Source organism: Micromonospora psammae (assembly GCF_036902725.1).
In the GTDB taxonomy this organism is placed as follows: domain Bacteria; phylum Actinomycetota; class Actinomycetes; order Mycobacteriales; family Micromonosporaceae; genus Micromonospora.
In genome coordinates this window covers 94610-111116 of the sequence record NZ_JBAKHM010000018.1, presented here as the reverse complement: position 1 = coordinate 111116, position 16507 = coordinate 94610, and the positions used below count along the sequence as shown (strand labels likewise).

At 72.6% G+C, this 16507-nt stretch carries 13 protein-coding genes; 4 read left to right on the top strand and 9 right to left on the bottom strand.

What is annotated here, in order from left to right; genetic code table 11:
• Positions 1-48 precede the first annotated feature (48 nt).
• Positions 49-2955 (bottom strand): glycoside hydrolase family 9 protein, encoded by a 2907-nt coding sequence (locus V6U79_RS21070; protein WP_334615554.1) that lies wholly within the window; start codon positions 2953-2955, stop codon positions 49-51.
• A 370-nt stretch (positions 2956-3325) separates the two neighbouring features.
• On the opposite strand from V6U79_RS21070, the gene V6U79_RS21065 reads away from it, so the two are divergent.
• From V6U79_RS21065 to V6U79_RS21055, 3 genes are all read left to right on the top strand, one after another.
• Positions 3326-4072, top strand: coding sequence for an LPXTG cell wall anchor domain-containing protein (locus V6U79_RS21065; RefSeq protein ID WP_334615553.1), 747 nt, complete (start codon positions 3326-3328; stop codon positions 4070-4072).
• Between the two features lie 497 nt (positions 4073-4569).
• Positions 4570-6135, top strand: a complete 1566-nt coding sequence (locus V6U79_RS21060) for an aldehyde dehydrogenase family protein (protein ID WP_334534356.1) — start codon at positions 4570-4572, stop codon at positions 6133-6135.
• A 30-nt stretch (positions 6136-6165) separates the two neighbouring features.
• Complete coding sequence (locus V6U79_RS21055; RefSeq protein WP_334534359.1) at positions 6166-6570, top strand: VOC family protein; 405 nt, start codon at positions 6166-6168, stop codon at positions 6568-6570.
• A gap of 37 nt (positions 6571-6607) precedes the next feature.
• On the opposite strand, the gene V6U79_RS21050 is transcribed toward V6U79_RS21055, so the two are convergent.
• Positions 6608-7684: a GNAT family N-acetyltransferase gene (locus V6U79_RS21050; RefSeq protein WP_334615552.1), complete on the bottom strand. Its 1077-nt coding sequence runs from the start codon at positions 7682-7684 to the stop codon at positions 6608-6610.
• Positions 7685-7772: 88 nt separating this feature from the next.
• A complete protein-coding gene (locus V6U79_RS21045; RefSeq protein ID WP_334615551.1) occupies positions 7773-8474 on the bottom strand; it encodes an ACT domain-containing protein in 702 nt (233 codons plus the stop codon).
• Positions 8475-8619: 145 nt separating this feature from the next.
• Between V6U79_RS21045 and V6U79_RS21040 the strand changes: the two genes are divergently transcribed.
• A complete protein-coding gene (locus tag V6U79_RS21040; protein WP_334615550.1) occupies positions 8620-9717 on the top strand; it encodes a phosphotransferase family protein in 1098 nt (365 codons plus the stop codon).
• A gap of 179 nt (positions 9718-9896) precedes the next feature.
• Here the strand turns inward: V6U79_RS21040 and V6U79_RS21035 are convergent, their stop codons facing one another.
• The 6 genes from V6U79_RS21035 to V6U79_RS21010 form a co-directional block, all read right to left on the bottom strand.
• Complete coding sequence (locus V6U79_RS21035) at positions 9897-10943, bottom strand: LacI family DNA-binding transcriptional regulator (RefSeq protein WP_334534370.1); 1047 nt, start codon at positions 10941-10943, stop codon at positions 9897-9899.
• A gap of 88 nt (positions 10944-11031) precedes the next feature.
• Positions 11032-12465 (bottom strand): GH1 family beta-glucosidase, encoded by a 1434-nt coding sequence (locus tag V6U79_RS21030; RefSeq protein ID WP_334615549.1) that lies wholly within the window; start codon positions 12463-12465, stop codon positions 11032-11034.
• On the bottom strand, positions 12462-13304 hold the full coding sequence (locus V6U79_RS21025) for a carbohydrate ABC transporter permease (RefSeq protein WP_334534375.1): 843 nt from the start codon (positions 13302-13304) through the stop codon (positions 12462-12464). Before V6U79_RS21025 ends, V6U79_RS21030 begins: the two co-directional genes overlap by 4 nt.
• A gap of 11 nt (positions 13305-13315) precedes the next feature.
• Complete coding sequence (locus tag V6U79_RS21020) at positions 13316-14284, bottom strand: carbohydrate ABC transporter permease (RefSeq protein ID WP_334534378.1); 969 nt, start codon at positions 14282-14284, stop codon at positions 13316-13318.
• Between the two features lie 110 nt (positions 14285-14394).
• Complete coding sequence (locus tag V6U79_RS21015; protein WP_334534381.1) at positions 14395-15687, bottom strand: ABC transporter substrate-binding protein; 1293 nt, start codon at positions 15685-15687, stop codon at positions 14395-14397.
• A gap of 238 nt (positions 15688-15925) precedes the next feature.
• Positions 15926-16471, bottom strand: a complete 546-nt coding sequence (locus V6U79_RS21010) for a plasmid pRiA4b ORF-3 family protein (protein WP_334615548.1) — start codon at positions 16469-16471, stop codon at positions 15926-15928.
• Between the last annotated feature and the right edge of the window lie 36 nt (positions 16472-16507).

Below are 16507 nucleotides of genomic sequence, written 5' to 3'. Positions count from 1 at the left end.
TCACCGTTCCGCGCGAACGGTGACTGCCCAGGATCTCGACGAGGGCGGTCAGGCGGCGGTGCAGGCGACGCCGTTGAGGGTGAAGGCCGTCGGCTTCGGGTTGGTGCCGGTGTGGGTGCCGTTGAAGCCGAAGCCGGTGGACGCCCCGGGTGCCAGCACCCCGTTGTAGGAGACGTTCGAGGCGGTCACGGCCGTGCCGGTCTGGCTGTACGTCGCCGACCAGCCCTGGCCCACCTTCTGCCCGGCGGTCGGGAAGGTGAACGCCAACGTCCAGCCGTTGATCCCGGTCGGACCGGTGTTGGTGATCGTGATGTTGGCGGTGAAGCCGGTGTTCCAGTCGCTGGTGACGTACCCGACCTTGCAGCCGCCGGCGGCGGGCGGGTCCGCGGTGGTGACGGTGACCGGCGCGGACGCCGCGGAGGCGTTGCCGGCCGCATCGGCCGCGACGACGTAGAACTGGTATTCGGTGGCCGCGGTCAGCCCCGCCAGGGTGATGGCGGTGCCGGTGGGCGAGCCGACCAGGGCATCGGTCGCGCCGGCCTCCCGGTAGACCCGGTACCCGGTGACGCCGACGTTGTCGGTCGACGCCGCCCAGTTCAGGGTGAGACCGGTGGCGCTGACCGCGGAGGCGGTCGGGGTGCCCGGCCGGGTCGGCGCGGTGGTGTCCGGGGCCGGCGAGGCCGGGGTGGCCACCGAGACCGTCGGCGAGGCGGTCGACCGGTTGCCGGCGCCGTCCCGGGCCCGCACCCAGAACTGGTACGTCCGCTCGGGTTGCAGCCCGGTGACCGCGAGGGAGTTGGTCGCGGCGTTGAGCAGGAGCAGCGCGTCGCTGCCCACCTGGGCCTGGGTGACCTCGTAGCCGGCCAGCCCGCTGCCGCCGGTGTCGGTGGAGGCGGGCCAGGTCAGCGTCAGCCCGGTCGAGGTGACCGCCGAGGCGACGGGGGTGCCGGGCGGGGTGGGCGCGGTGGTGTCCGGGGTGACCGGTCCGGGCTCGGTTCCCCAGACGCGGGTGGCGCCGGCGTAGAGCGGCACCTTCGGGTTCGGCCCGGCGGTCGCCTGGTACGACGGATCGTTCGTCGGGTCCCAGGTGCCACCCTCCGGCACGCCGATCTTGAATTGGACCTCCATCCGGTGCTGCGACTGCCCGGCCGGGGCGATGGTGTGGCCGGTGCAGTCGACCTCGACGTACCAGATGTCGCCGCTGAACTGCCGGGCGGTGGTCGGCGCCGGGCAGCCCTGGGTGTAGCCGGGGGTGACCTGGACCGGGCCGGTGCCGTCGGGTCGGAAGTAGTAGCGGAACCGCGCGTCGGTCAACGCCCGCGCCGGGAAGCCGGAGCGGTTGTAGACGACCGCCTTGAGCCCGGTGGCCCGCGGCTCCGCCTGCATGACGGTGGTCTCCACGGTCAGCTCGTCCAGGTCGGGTCGTTCGGCGGCGGGGAAGCCGGCGAGCGGGGTGCCGCCGTACTCCTGGGAGAGCCGGGCGAGGGCGGAGGTGAAGCCGGCGTTGTAGTCGGTGGCGACCTCGTTCATCACGTAGTCACCGCGGCTGTCGGTGTACGCGTCATTGGCCGCGGACGGGCCGCCGACCAACGCGCCGTAGAGCACGTGCCGGGTCTCGGCGGGCACCTGCTGGCTGTCCCACCAGGAGCCGTGGGCGGTGCGGTGGTGGGGGTTGCGCGGCGGGTTGTTCCCGTACCCGATGACGTAGCTGGAGTTACGCGGGTTGTCGCCGAGGGCGTAGTTGATCTGCTGGACGGCGAATTCGTGGTAGCGGGCCTTGCGGGTGGCGTCGGTGGTCCGGTCGCTGTAGACCAGCGCGGCGAAGGAGGTGTTGGCGGCGTAACGCAGCGCGCCCCAGGAGTCGAGCACCGCCATCCCGCCGGGTGAGTAGGGCACCCGGGCGCCGTTGACCCCGACCGTCCAGTAGTCCAGCCAGCGGTTGGCGTCGTCGACGTACTTCTGCTTGCCGGTGAGGTTGGCCAGCAGCACGTACGCGCCGAACTGCTTGTTGTCCCAGGCGATGGTCCACTTGTAGGACCTGGTGCTGGTCTGGTTCTCGGTGCCGAGCCGGTCGTACTCGCTCTCGGCCTTGGCGAGGTAGGTGGGGTCGCCGGTGGCCCGGTGCAGCCAGATCGCGCCCCAGACCAGCTCGTCCTGCCAGCCGCTCCAGGAGCGGTAGAAGCTGGTCGCGTCGGTGATGCACTCGTGGTAGCTCCTGCGCACCGTGTCGGCGAAGGTGTAGAGCTGCTTGGCGTGGCCGAGCAGCTTGTCGGCGTAGGCGGCGTCGGTGGGCCGGAACACCATCGACGAGGCGGCCATCGCGGCCGCCGTCTCCCCCGCCAGGTCCGCGCCGCCACAGCTGGCATCGATCCTGTACGCGGGCCGCGCCATCGGCAGCACCTCGGCCGGGCCCCACCACTTGTGGTCGTCGTCGCCCTTGCCGACCTGTCCGTAGAGGACGTTCGGGGCGGGATGCGCCTTGACCAGGTAGTCGTTGACGAAGCGCAGGTTGTTCAGCAGGTGCGGCAGCTGGCCGGAGGCGACGTAGCCGTCGCGGTACTCCACCGCGCCCCAGGCGAGCATGGTGGTGCTGAACGCCATCGGGAAGCCGAACTTGACGTGGTCGCCGGCGTCGTACCAGCCGCCGGTCAGGTCGAGGCCGGCGTCGGCGCCGTCGGTGAGCGCGGAGTCGCCGCGCCAGGAGACCCGGTTCCAGGCCGGTTTCCGCCCGGACTGCTGGGCCTCGTAGAAGAACAGACTCTTCTGCAACGCCTCGGCGTAGTTGAAGGCCGGCGCGGCGACCGCGACGTCGGCCGGGCGGGCGGCCGCTGTGGAGGGTGGCGGGACGCCGACGGCGAGGGCGAGCCCGCTGGTGAGCGCTGCACCGGCGGCGATCAGTCGGCGCAGCCGGTGCCGGGCGCCGGCCGTCCGGCGGGCCCGGTGGGGGTGCGGCATGGGGTGCTCCTGTCGGTGGTGCCGCCGACGGCACCCACCGGGGCGCGGGACGGCGTCCGGGCAGGGCGGGTACCACCGGAGGCGGTGTGGTGGGGTGACCACGACAGCGCGGGAGCGCTCCCATGGATGAGTAACAATGTAATGCGCCGGCCATCCGTTTGTGAAGGCGCCGCCCACCGGGCGAGAGGGCCGGAGCGTCCGCCGTCCCGTCCGCGTTACACCGACACGCGGCGAAACGGGCTGCGATCTGCCGGATTCCTACCGCATCACCGGCGCGTCGCCCCAGCTCAGGCCGATCGTCCGATGTGACCTCTCGATGCCGTGCATGGGATCATGTGCCGTCCCCTCTACCGATCTTGGAGGATTCCACATGCCACAGCGTCGGCACGTGGCGCGCGCGGCCCTCACCGCAGCCGCCGCCACGGCCTGCCTCACCTTCGCCACCCCGGCGTGGGCGAGCAGCACCGCTCCGCTCCACCCGGGCCACGTGGGCTCGACGGCGGCCGGCTTCGGCACCCAGCAGTGCGGCGACGAGAAGTTCGACGGCCTGCCCGCCGGCCACGACGGCTGGCACTTCGTCCTGCCCACCAACAAGGCGGGCAACTTCGAGAGCCTCACCCTCACGTTCAAGAACAGCGCGGGCAGCACCGTGACGGTGAAGGTGCCGGACTCCACCGACCCCTACACCGACTTCCTCTCCGGCAACGGCGGCGGAGACAAGCAGGTCAAGCACGCGTACCTGTTCACCCCGGCCGGCTGGAAGCTGACCGGCGGCAGCGCCACGATCAGCGGCCAGGCCGACAAGTTCAACCTGAGCCACACCTGCGCCGGCACCGGCACCGGCGCGTCGCAGTCGCCCGGCACCCCGGCGACGCCGACCACGCCGGGCGGGTCGGTGAACCCGTCGGAGTCGACGCCGAGCTCTTCGTCGACCTCGCCGTCGGCAGGCAACGGCGGCAACGGCGGCAGCGGCGGCGGTGACGACAACGAGGGCGGGCTGCCGATCACCGGTGCCGCCGCCACCACCATGGGCCTGATCGGCGTCGGCCTCATCGGTGGCGGCGCCACCCTGGTGGCGATGCGTCGCCGCCGGGACAACGTCACCTTCACCAGCTGATCGGACCGGCGACAACGCGACCGGCCGCCGGACACCCGTCCGGCGGCCGGTCGTCTTTCCGGCGCCCGGATCCGCGCTGACGCGCCCGGATCCCCGCCCGCCCGGCACCCTGAACGCCCGCCCGCGCGGCGCTCGGATGCCCGCCCGCGCGGGTGCCCCGGTCCCCCGCTCGCGGCGGCTCTCCGCCCGGCGCGCACCGCCGGCGCGGCCCCGCGTTGATCCGTCCGGACCGATGGTCCGTACTGACGGGTAACCCGGTCGACGTCGCCCGGAGATTCATCACATCATCGGCCTCTGTCGATCGCTTGGCTTCGTACGCCCAGCTCAACGCCGTGACGCGCGGCCGGACTGGCATCCGGCGGACGGCGGACGGCGGGCCGGGCGTTCCGGCATACGAACGTACTGTTGCCCACCCGCGCGACGGCGCGGGACAGTACGCCACACCAGCGGTGCCATCGACGCCGCCGCTCCCCGGTCCGACCCTGAGGAGAAACGCGATGGCTCTACGACTCGCCGACGGCACCGCCTGGTCCGACACCCTCGCCCGCGCGGTCGCCGCCGCACCGGAGGCCTTCGGGCCCGACACCGACGGCGCCACCACCCTGCACAACCTGGTCTCCGGCGAGTGGCGGGCCGTCGGGACGCCCGGCCCCGTCCGCACCCCGGTGGACAACACCGTCCTGGTCAACCTGCCCAAGCTGGACGCCGAGACCGCCCGCGCGGCGGTCGCCCACGCCGCCGCCGCGCACCGCGACTGGGCCGCGACCCCGCTCGCCGAGCGCAAGGCGCGGGTCACCGACGCTCTGGACGCCCTCACCGCGCACCGCGACCTGCTCGCCCTGCTGCTGGTCTGGGAGATCGGCAAGCCCTGGCGGCTCGCCTGCGCCGACGTGGACCGCGCCCTGGACGGCGTCCGCTGGTACGTCGACGAGATCGACCGGATGCTCGCCGACGGCCGGGAGCCGCTGCCCGGGCCGGTCAGCAACATCGCCTCCTGGAACTACCCGATGAGCGTGCTGGTCCACGCCGAGCTGGTGCAGCTGCTCGCCGGCAACGCGGTCATCGCCAAGACCCCGTCGCAGGGCGGCGCGGTCTGCCTCACCGTGGCGCACGCGCTGATGCACCGCGCCGGGCTGCCCGCCACGCTGCTCTCCGGCAGCGGCGAGGAGCTCTCCGAGGTGCTGGTCCGGGCGCCGGAGATCGGCGCGGTGGCCTTCGTGGGTGGCCGCTCCAACGGGGGCAAGGTGGCCGCCGCGCTGCTCGACACCGACAAGCGGCACTTCATCGAGCAGGAGGGCCTCAACGCCTGGGGCATCTGGAACTTCTCCCAGTGGGACCTGCTCGCCACCCACCTGAAGAAGGGATTCGAGTACGGCAAGCAGCGCTGCACCGCGTACCCCCGGTTCGTGGTCCAGCGCGAGCTGGTCGACGAGTTCCTCGACATGTACCTGCCGGTCGTGCGCTCGGTCCGGTTCGGACACCCGCTCGCCGTCGGCGACGACTGGTCGGCCGGCGACCCGCTGCCCGAACTGGACTTCGGCCCGCTGATCAGCGGCGCCAAGGCCGAGGAGCTGCGCCGCAAGGTCGACGAGGCGGTACGCGGCGGCGCGGTGCCGCTGCACCGCGGCAAGCTCGACGGCGCGCCCTTCCTCGACGGGCAGGACACCTCCGCGTACGTGGCGCCGGCGGTGCTGCTCGCCCCGCCCGGCCGGTCCCGGCTGATGCACGCCGAGCCGTTCGGCCCGGTCGACACCATCGTCGTGGTGGACACCACCGACGAGCTGCTGGCCGCGATGAACGCCTCCAACGGCGCGCTGGTCGCGTCGCTGGCCTGCGACGACACCGACGAGGCGGCCAAGCTCGCGGTCGACCTCCAGGCGTTCAAGGTGGGCATCAACAAGCCGCGCTCGCGGGGCGACCGGGACGAGCCGTTCGGCGGCCGGGGCGCCTCCTGGAAGGGCGCCTTCGTCGGCGGTGACCTGCTGGTGCAGGCGGTCACCGTGGGCGGCGACGGTCGGCTCTACGGCAACTTCCCCGACTACAGCAGCTACCCGGCCACCTGACCGGCCCGCCCGGCGGGCTAACCTCGATCGATGTCGAGGATCGAGCAGATCTCGTTGGGCGTGACCGACGACCACCGGGCGGCCGCATTCTGGGCCGCCGCCCTCGGGTACGGGCGCCGGGCACCGCGCTACGACGGCGACGGGTGGATCGTGGTCGAGCCCCCACCCGGGCAGCCCGGCGCGGCGATCGCCATGGACGTCAGCCGGAGTCCGGTGGAGGAGTTCCCCCGCGTGCACCTCGACCTGCACGCGGGGGAACGGGACCTGGACGAGGAAATCGAGCGGCTGCTCGGGCTGGGCGCCCAGCGCGTCGACTGGCGGCACTACCCCGCCGAGCCCGAGCCCGGGCAGCTGCCGTACGTCGTCCTCGCCGACACCGAGGGGAACCGGTTCTGCGTCTCGGGTCACCGTCGCGCCGGGCCCGTCTTCGGCTGACACCCCCGCCGGCGGCGGCCGGCCGGGCCGGACCGGGCTACGGCCGGCGGGGGCCGGGCACACCCGCGGTCGAGCGCCCGCGTCGCGGCGCGTCGACGTCCAGCGGCAGCACCACGGTGACCAGCCCGCCGTCCCGGGCCGTCGTCGTCGGCCGGTCCAGCCGGGCCACGGTCCGCAGCATCGGGGCGTTCTCCGCCTGGGTGTGCAGGACCAGGGCCCGGTACCCGGCCCGGCCGGCGTGCCCGACCAGGCGCCGCAGCAGCGCCGACCCGAGCCCTCGCCGCTGCCAGTCGTCCCGGACCAGCAGGGCCACCTCGGCTTCGTCCCCCTCGGCGAGGAGGTTCGCCATCGCGACGACCGGCTCCGCCGCCGCGCCGGAGCCGGCCGTCGCCACCAGGGTCGCCCCCCGGCTCGGTGTCAGCAGTCGGCGCAACCGGCTGGGCGACGCCGACCCGCCCAGGTAGCGGCGCTGCCGGCTGCGCGCCGAGCAGCGCTCGTGCAGCTCGACCACGGCGGCCAGGTCGTCGCCGGTGGCCGGGCGTACGGCCAGCTCCGCGCCGTCGGGCAGGACCAGGATCACCTGGTCGGTGGAGCGTCGGGACGCGGTGGTCGCCAACTCGACCAGGGCCTGCGCCCGGGCGTACTCGGCCGGCGTGAAGCTGGGCGCCGCCCGCCGCAGCGTGAACGAGCCGCCGGACGGGTCGGCGAGCTGCATCGTCGCCGCGCCCACCCCGGCGTGCGGGGCGGCCGGCGTCGCTCGCCAGGTCACCTCGTCCGCGCCGAGCAGCACGCGCAGTGCCGCACCAGTCGCGTCCGGGTCGCGTACCAGCCGGGTGGCCAGGCCGAGCACCCGCGTCGGCTGGTCGACCAAGCCGCGCGCCTCGCTGCGCGCCACCCAGCAGTCCCGTCCCCGGCCCCGCTCGACGGCGGCCAGCAGGTCGGCCTGGTCCAACGTGTCCGGCGCGTCGACGAGGAAGTCGTCGACCGCGCCCGCCTCGGTGGTGTGCACCTGCACGGTGAGAATGTTGACCCCTCGCAACGCCAGACTCGCCGTGAGCACCGACAGATAGCCCGGTCGGTCGTCCACGGTCGCTCGGATCCGCCACAACGCCATGTCCGCTCCCTTCCCCGCTACGACCCTGCCGGGCGGCTGTTGCCGTGCCGTTGCCCGACGGTGACGGCCCGGCAACCGTTGCCCGCGCTCAAGTGACGCTGGTCACCGGCGGCGCGCCGACCAGGTCCAGCCGGTCGCCGAGGATCACCGCGCTGGCGCGGACCAGCTGGGCCAGCCGGTCCACCTCGGTGGAGTGGAAGCCGGCCGCGGTCAGCGGCTCGCTGTGCTCCCGCGCCGCCACCAGCACCAGCCCGGCCCGGCCGAACGGCGCCACCGCGTAGTGGCCACCGTCCAGACCGGTCAGCGCCCGGGCCCGCAGCGGGGTGATCTCGGGCAGCACCGGCGGCTCCGGCGCACGCCAGCTGGCGTGCCCGACGGTCGCCGTCCCCCCACCGGTACGCGAGGCCCAGTCCACCGGCACCACCGCGGCGACCGCCCAGTCGGCGGCGAGCAGCCCCGGCACCGCGTCGACCAGGGTGGCCACCCCGTCGGTCGGGTTGGCGGCGACCTGGGCCAGCAGCTCGGCGTCCTGACCGGTGGTGGTCGGGGCGCCGATCGCCCGCCACACCCCGTCGACGCGTACCCCGGGGATCGCGGCGAGGCCGGCCATCAGGCGTTCCACCCGGGCGGCGCCGGGCCAGACCACGGTGAAGTCGTCCACGGCCCGCCCACCGAGCCGTTCCAGGACCACCACCTGGACGATGTCGGCGCCGGAGACGCCGAGCGTGCGGGCCACCTGGCCGAGCGTGCCGGGTCGGTCCGGCAGGGTCACCCGAACTCTCAGCAACATGTCTGTTCCTCCGCTCGGCGGGCCGGCCGCGGCCGGCAGGCTGGTCCCAGCCTGCCGTTTGAGCATTTCGCCCCTGTTGCAGCGGCATGTCCCGGGCGGAAACTCCAGCCTTGACAAGAAAGCTGAGCTGCCATCAACTATTCGGATGACCGAACCGGCCGTCGACGCGTACCCGGCACCCGGTGCCCCGACCGGTTCGGCGCCCGCCCGGTCGCCGAAGGGCCTGGACCTCGACCGGCTCACCGGCTACCTGGGCACCCACCGGCCGGAGCTGGCCACCGGGCCGCTGCGGGCCACGCTGATCGCCGGCGGCAAGTCCAACCTGACCTACCTGCTGCACGCCGGTGGGCAGGAGTTGGTGCTGCGCCGCCCCCCGCTCGGGCACGTGCTGGCCACCGCGCACGACATGGCCCGCGAGTTCCGGGTGATCTCGGCGCTGGCCGAGACCGACGTGCCGGTCCCGGCGGCGCTGCTGCACTGCGCGGACGCCGACGTGATCGGCGCGCCGTTCTACCTGATGGAGCGGGTCCGCGGCGAGGTGTTCCGCAGCCGCGCGCAGACCGACCCGCTCGGCGCCGACCAGCGGCGCGAGCTGGCCCTGGCGATGATGGACACCCTCGCCGCGCTGCACACCGTCGACCCGGCGCGGGTCGGGCTGGCGGACTTCGGCCGCCCGGAGGGCTACCTCGGCCGGCAGGTGCGCCGCTGGGCCGGTCAGCTCGACCGCTCCCGCAGCCGCCCGCTGCCCGGCATCGACGAGCTGCGCGACGCGCTCGCCGCGTCGGTGCCGGAGGGCGTCAACACCGGGCGGATCGTGCACGGCGACTACCGGCTGGACAACCTCCTCGCCACCGTCGACCCGGTGACGGTACGGGCCGTGCTGGACTGGGAGATGGCCACCCTGGGCGACCCGCTGGCCGATCTGGGCCTGCTGCTGACCTACTGGGACGTGCTCGGCGACAGCGACCTCGCCGAGGGCAACCCGGTCGCCGACGGCATCGGCCCCCGGGCCGGCTTCCCCACCGGCGCCGAGCTGATCGACCGGTACGCCGGGCGCAGCGACGTCGACGTCGGGCCGCTGCACTGGCACGTGGCGCTCGGCTGCTTCAAGCTGGCGGTCATCTGCGAGGGCATCCACTACCGGCACACCCTCGGTCAGACCCTCGGCGCCGGCTTCGACCGGATCGGCGAGATGGTGTCACCGCTGGTCGAGCACGGCCTGCGCGCGCTCCGCGACAGGTGACTCGCAGCCCCGTCCCGCACCCGCCGCCCGCCGTACCGCCCGACGGCCGCCGCCGGTCGGGGCACGAGTGCGCCGCTTGATCGTGCTACATCCCTGGATGTAGCGACCTCGCCCCGACCCGGACACCACGAGTTCCAGGATCCAGCGCGATCTTGCCCGTCGCCGGGGCGGGGGCGGGCTCAGGCGGAGGCGCGTTCGACGAGTTTGGTCTCCAGGAGGAGGTGGGGGTTGGGGATCTCGTCGCCGCGGATGCGGGCCACCAGCAGTCTCGCCATCTGCCGGCCCATCTCCTCCACCGGCTGGAACACCGTGGTCAGCGGCGGGTCGGACTGCTGGGCGATCGGCGCGTCGTCGAAGCCGATCACCGCCACGTCCTCGGGGACCCGGCGGCCCGCGTCGCGCAGGGTGCGCAGCGCGCCGAAGGCCATCAGGTCGGAGGCGACGAAGACGGCGTCCAGGTCGGGGCAGGTCTCCAGCAGTTGCCGCATGCCCACCGCGCCGCTGCCCTCGCTGAAGTCCCCGTACGCGATCAGGGCGGGGTCGACCCGGCCGACCGCGGCCTGGACTGCCTCCCGGTAGCCGGTCAGCCGGTCCAGGCCGGCGCCCATGTCCTGCGGGCCGGCGAGGTGGGCGATCCGCCGCCGCCCCCGGGCGGCGAGGTGCTCCACCGCCTGCCGGGCGCCACCGACGTTGTCCACGTCCACGAACCAGGACGGCTGGGCGCCGGGCTGGAGCATCCGGGCCGGCCGGCCGCCGAGCACGGTGGGCAGGTCGCGCTCCTCCAGCAGGGTGGGCAGCGGGTCGGAGTCGTGCAGCGACAGCAGCAGCACCCCGTCGACGTGCTGGTTGGTCAGGTGGTGCTCGACGCGTTCCCGCTCGATCGGGGACTGCACCATGGCGAGCCAGAGCTGCAACGGGGTCTCCAGCAGCCCGGAGCTGACCCCGCGGACGATGCCGGCGAAGAACGGCTCGGTGAAGACCCGCTCCCCCGACTCGGAGACCACCAGGGCGATCGAGTCGGTGCGCTGGGTGACCAGCGCCCGGGCGGCGCGGTTCGGGACGTACCCCAGCTCGGCGATGGCCTGCTGCACGGCGGCTCGGGCCTCGGGGCTGACCTGGGGCGAGCCGTTGACCACCCGGGAGACCGTCCCGCGCCCGACGCCGGCGCGGGCGGCGACCGCGTCGAGGGTCGGGCGCCCGAGCGACCGGGTGCGCTGCGTTGTCATCGTCTGCTCCTCCGACGTCGGGCGGACCCGCCACCACCCGTGGGGAGCGGGTGGACGCGGGGCCGCCCGTGGAACTGGCTGGCTTCGCCTATTGTGCGGCCAGACCGTTGCGTCGGATGACCTCGGCGTACCACCTGGCGCTGGACTTGGGAATGCGGGCCTGGGTGTCGTAGTCGATCCAGATCATGCCGAACCGCTTGGTGTAACCCCACGCCCATTCGAAATTATCCATCAGGGACCAGGCGAAGTAGCCCCGCAGGGGCACCCCCGCGCTGATCGCCTCGTGGGCGGCGCGCAGGTGGGCGTCGAAGTACGCCAGCCGGTCGACGTCGTCGACCCGCCCGTCGACCACCGCGTCGACGAAGGCGGAGCCGTTCTCGGTGACGTAGAGCGGCAGGTCGGTGTACTCCTCGTGGACCCGGCGCAGCGTCTCCACCAGGCCCGGCGCGTCGATCTCCCAGTCCATGTCGGTGACCGGGACGCCCCGGGTGACGAACCGGACGTCCTCGCTGCCCGGCCAGCACGACGGCGCCCGCCAGTACGGCTCCGGCTCGGCGCCCTCGACCGGGGCGGCGACCACGTGCCGGCTGTAGTAGTTGATTCCGACCAGGTCCAGCGGGCTGGAGATGACCGCCAGGTCACCGTCGTGGACGTGCCCGAAGTCGGTCACCTCGCGCAGGTCGGCGGTGAGGTCCGCCGGGTACGACCCGCGCAGCACCGGGTCGAGGAAGAACCGGTTGGCCAGCCCGTCGATCCGCCGGGCGGCGTCGACGTCGGCGGGCGCGTCGGTGGCCGGGGTGACCGGGTAGAGGTTGACGGTGATGCCGAGCTGCGCCTGCGGCCGGGACGCCCGCAGCGCCTGCACGGCGAGCCCGTGCCCGAGCATCAGGTGGTGCCCGGCCCGCACCGCGTCGGCGCCGTCGGAGCGCCCGGGCGCGTGCGCGCCCGAGCCGTAGCCGAGGAACGCCGAGCACCACGGCTCGTTGAGCGTCGTCCAGTACTTCACCCGGTCGCCGAGGGCGTCGGCGACGAGCTGGGCGTAGTCGGCGAAGCGGGCGGCGGTGTCCCGGGCCGGCCAGCCGCCGGCGTCCTCCAGCGGCTGGGGCAGGTCCCAGTGGTAGAGGGTGAGCCACGGCTCGATGCCGTGCCCGAGCAGCTCGTCGACGAGCCGGCGGTAGAAGTCCAGGCCCTGCTGGTTGGCCGGGCCGGAGCCGTTCGGCTGCACCCGGGGCCAGGCCACCGAGAACCGGTACGACTTCAGTCCCATCTCGGCCATGAGCCGGACGTCGTCGGGCATCCGGTGGTAGTGGTCGCAGGCCACGTCCCCGGTGTGCCCGGCGACGACCCGCCCTTCGGTGTGGCTGAACGTGTCCCAGATCGACGGGGTCCGGCCACCCTCGGTGGCCGCCCCCTCGATCTGGTACGCGGCGGTCGCCGCGCCCCACAGGAAGCCGGGCGGGAAGGTCAGTTCCGGCCCCTGGTCGAGTACGCCGACTGCGGGCGGGTGGTGTGGGTTGCTCACGATTTGACGGCACCTTCCATGATCCCGCCAATGATCTGGCGGCCGAACAGGGCGAACACGATCACCAACGGCACGGTACCGATGGCGGTCGCGGCGAACACCTGCGAGTAGTCGGTGTAGTAGGCGTACGACAGGAACGCCAGCGACACCTGCAGGGTCGGGTTCTCGGGGGTGAGCACGGCGTACGGCCACAGGTAGGAGTTCCAGGTCTCCATGAAGGTGAGCAGGCCGAGCACGGCCGCGGCGGGGCGCAGCGCGGGCAGCACGATGTTCCAGTAGATCCGGAAGGTGCTGGCCCCGTCGACCCGGCCGGCCTCGATCAGCTCGTCGGAGATGGCCTGGGTGGCGTACTGCCGCATCATGAACACGCCGAAGGCGCTGACCAGGAAGGGCACGGTCACCGCGTAGAGGGTGTCGTACCAGCCGAGGTCCTGGATCATGCCCCAGAGCGGGATGAGGCCGAGCTGGGTCGGGATCATCATGGTCACGATGATCGACAGCAGCAGGATGTTGCGGCCCCGGAAGCGGAGCTTGGCGAAGGCGAAGCCGGCCAGCGATCCGGTGATCACCACCGAGACGGTCACCACGCCGGCCACGATCATCGAGTTGAGCAGGCCGGTGAGGAAGTTCGCCGCGTCGTTGTCGAGCACCCGGCCGAAGTTGTCGCCGAACGCGCCGCCCGGGGTGACCGGCGGCGGCACGTCGTTGATCGAGTCCAGGCTGCGGGTGGCGATGACGACCATGTAGTAGAAGGGGTAGATCGAGAAGAGCACCGCCAGCACGAGGGCGACGTACATCAGCGGGCTGGTGCGCCAGAGGCGCTGGGAAGCGGAGTTCATCCGGTCGCTCCTCACTTGACCGTACGGCGGACGAGCAGGAAGTTGACCAGCGAGACCAGGGCGATCAGCACGAACATCGCCCAGGCCACGGCGGCGCCGTACCCGGCGGTGTTGAGGTTCTCGATGCCCAGTTCGTACATGTACATGGCCAGGGTCTGGAACTCGCGCTGGTCGCCGCCGATGATGTTGCCGTTGGCGAAGACGAGCGGCTCGGTGAAGAGCTGGAGCCCGCCGATGGTGGAGAGGGTGACCACGAAGACGAAGGTCGGGGTGAGCATCGGCAGGGTGATCCGCCAGAACTGTTTCCACTGGTTGGCGCCGTCGATGGCCGCCGCCTCGTAGAGGTCCTTCGGGATGGCCTGCATGCCGGCCAGCAGGATGAGCGTGTTGTAGCCGGTCCACCGCCAGTTGACCATGGAGGCGATGGCGGTCCACGAGCTCCACCGCTGCGCGTCCCAGTCGACCGCGTCGACCCCGACCAGGCCGAGCAGCCAGTTGATCAGGCCGAAGTCGCGCTGGAAGAGCATGCCGAAGACGATCGCCACGGCGGCGACCGAGACCACGTTCGGCATGAAGATCGCCATCCGGAAGAACGTCCGGGCGCGCAGCAGCGTGCGGTTGAGCAGGGTCGCCAGGAAGAGCGCGAGCAGCAGCTGCGGGATCGTGGAGAGCAGGAAGATGCCGAAGGTGTTGACCGTGGCGTTCCAGAAGTACTCGTCGGTGAAGAGCCGGGTGTAGTTGTCCACCCCGATGAAGCTGTGCTCGCCGATGAGGTCCCAGTCGTGCAGCGACATCCACGCGGTGCGCAGCATCGGGTAGAACCCGAAGATGCCGAAGATCACGAAGAACGGGGCGATGTAGAGGTACGGGGAGAGCTTGAGGTCGAGGCGGGTGAGCGACAACGCCCGGCTGCGACGCCGGGTGGGTGGGGGCGGCGACGCCGTGGGCGACGGCGGCGCGGTCGTGACCGACAGGCTCATGCGGTGTCCTTTCCCGGCGCCGGCGGGGCCGGTGGGGCGGGCGGTACGTGCGACGGGACGCGGCCGGTGGCGCCCGGGAGACCCGGACGCCACCGCCGTGCGGGGTCAGCTCAGAAGGCGCCCTGGGTCTTGGCGTCCTTGACGTACTGCTCCCAGGCCTTGTCCCTGTTCGACTGCCCGCTCTCGTACGACCGCAGCGCCGGCTCGAAGGCGTTCTCCTTCACCGCCTGGTGCTTGGGACCGAGGTGCAGCGGCTGGATCTTGGCGACGCTCTCCCCGAAGATCTTGCCGGTCGGCGCGTTGTTGAAGTACTCGTTGGTGTAGGCGAGGAACTCCGGGTTCTTCAGCGCCTCCAGGTTGGTCGGCAGCGGGCCCTTGGCCTTGAACGCCGCCACCTGGCTCTGCGCGTTGGTCAGGTACTCGGCGAGCTTCGCCGCCTCCTTGTGGTGCTTGCTCTGGGTCGGCACGGCGAGCCAGGAGCCGCCCCAGTTGCCCGCGCCGCCGGGGACCGGCGCCACGTCCCACTTGCCCTTGTTCTCCAGGCCGGAGTTCTCCTGCACGATGCCGAGCATCCAGGACGGGCAGAAGGTCGCGGCGAAGGTGCCCTGCTTGAAGCCGGCCGACCACTCCGGCGACCAGGTGGCCGTCTCGGCGGTGATGTTGGCGTCGGCCATCGCGACCGCGGTGTCCCAGGCGCTCTTCACCGAGGCGCTGGTGTCGGCGACGACGTTGTCCTGCTTGTCGTAGAACAGGTCACCGCCCTGCTGGAACATCACCGCGCTGGAGGCCGTGGTGACCGAGTCGAGCAGCCCCTTGCCGGTGGCCGCCCGGTACTTCTTCCCGGTCTCGATGAAGGCGTTCCAGTCCGGCCAGAGCGCCGCGACCTGGTCCCGCTCGGTCGGCAGCTTGGCGGCCTGGAAGAGGTCGCGGCGGTAGCAGACGGCCAGCGAGCCGACGTCGGTGGGCAGGCCGATCAGCCGGCCGTCCGGCGCCTTGCCCAGCTCCCACTTCCAGGGCAGGTACTCCTTGCTGTGGTCGGCCACGAGCGGCGCCAGGTCGGCCCAGTTGGCCGGGTTGGCCTTGAACTCGTTGAGGATGCCCTCCTCCAGGGCGACCACGTCGGCCGCGCCCTTGCCGGTGGCCAGCGCCCTGACGATCTTCGGTCGGTACTCGTTGAGCTGGGCGGTCTTGCGCAGCTCGACCTTGATGCCGGTGTCCTTCTCGTACTGCTTGACGATCTCGTCGTAGCCGAATTCGCCGAAGGTGTCCACGACCAGCTTGGCGGGCTTCCCGCCGGACGCCGTGGCGTCGTCGTCCTTGCCGCAGGCCGCGAGACCGCCGAGTGCGGTGACCGCGGCCAGGGCGGCGGCCGCGAGGCGGGTACGCCGCGTGGTGACGCTCATCCTGACCCCTCTTTTCAGTGGTGAGGCTGGGTTGGGTGTGGTGGGGGGTGCGTTGCGCGCTCCCGGGCCGGACCGGTGGGCCGGGTCGGCCGGGCGGGTGCGTAGTGATCCGCGCCACGCCCTGGGAACGCTCCCATGAGCGTGCCGGGAGGGGTGGGGGGTGTCAATAGACCGATGGGAGCGTTCCCAGATCGTTACCGCTGGCGCCCGCCGCCGTTCGCCCGGTGGCCGGAAGGGATCAGCAGAGGCGACGCAGCAGCGTGCTCGCCCGCCCCGGATCGAAGCCGGCGGGGTCGAAGCCGCGGCCCGCCCACTCCCGCATCGCCGCGTGCTCCGGGTGCATCGGATCGGCCAGGGCGGCGAGCAGGACCAGGTAGCCCGACGGGCCGCCGACGTCCTCCGGCGGGCAGGCGCGCTCGCCGTCCGCACAGGACGGGTACCGCTCCTCCGGATCGGCGGTGACGCCGTCCTCCACCACCAGGTCGTGCTCCCACCAGTCGCCGAAGTCGTAGACGTAGCGGAACCTGCTGCCCTTGCCGAGCACCGCGTCGAGCCGGACGTCCAGCTCGTCGCGGTGCGACAGCTCGCCGTCCGGATCCGGCTCGCCGTACTGCACCCCGTCGATCTCGAACGAGTGCAGGTGGCAGTCGCGCCAACCCATGGCGTGCTGCACCACCCGGTGCAGCCGGTCGAGGGTGTAGCCGCCGGGCACCAGCACCCGCCGCCAGACCGGCGGGCGTACCCCGGCGAGGGACATCTTCAGCTGGAAGATCTGACGTGGCATGCTGCCCCCTCCTCCCACCGCATAGGCTGCCGGCAT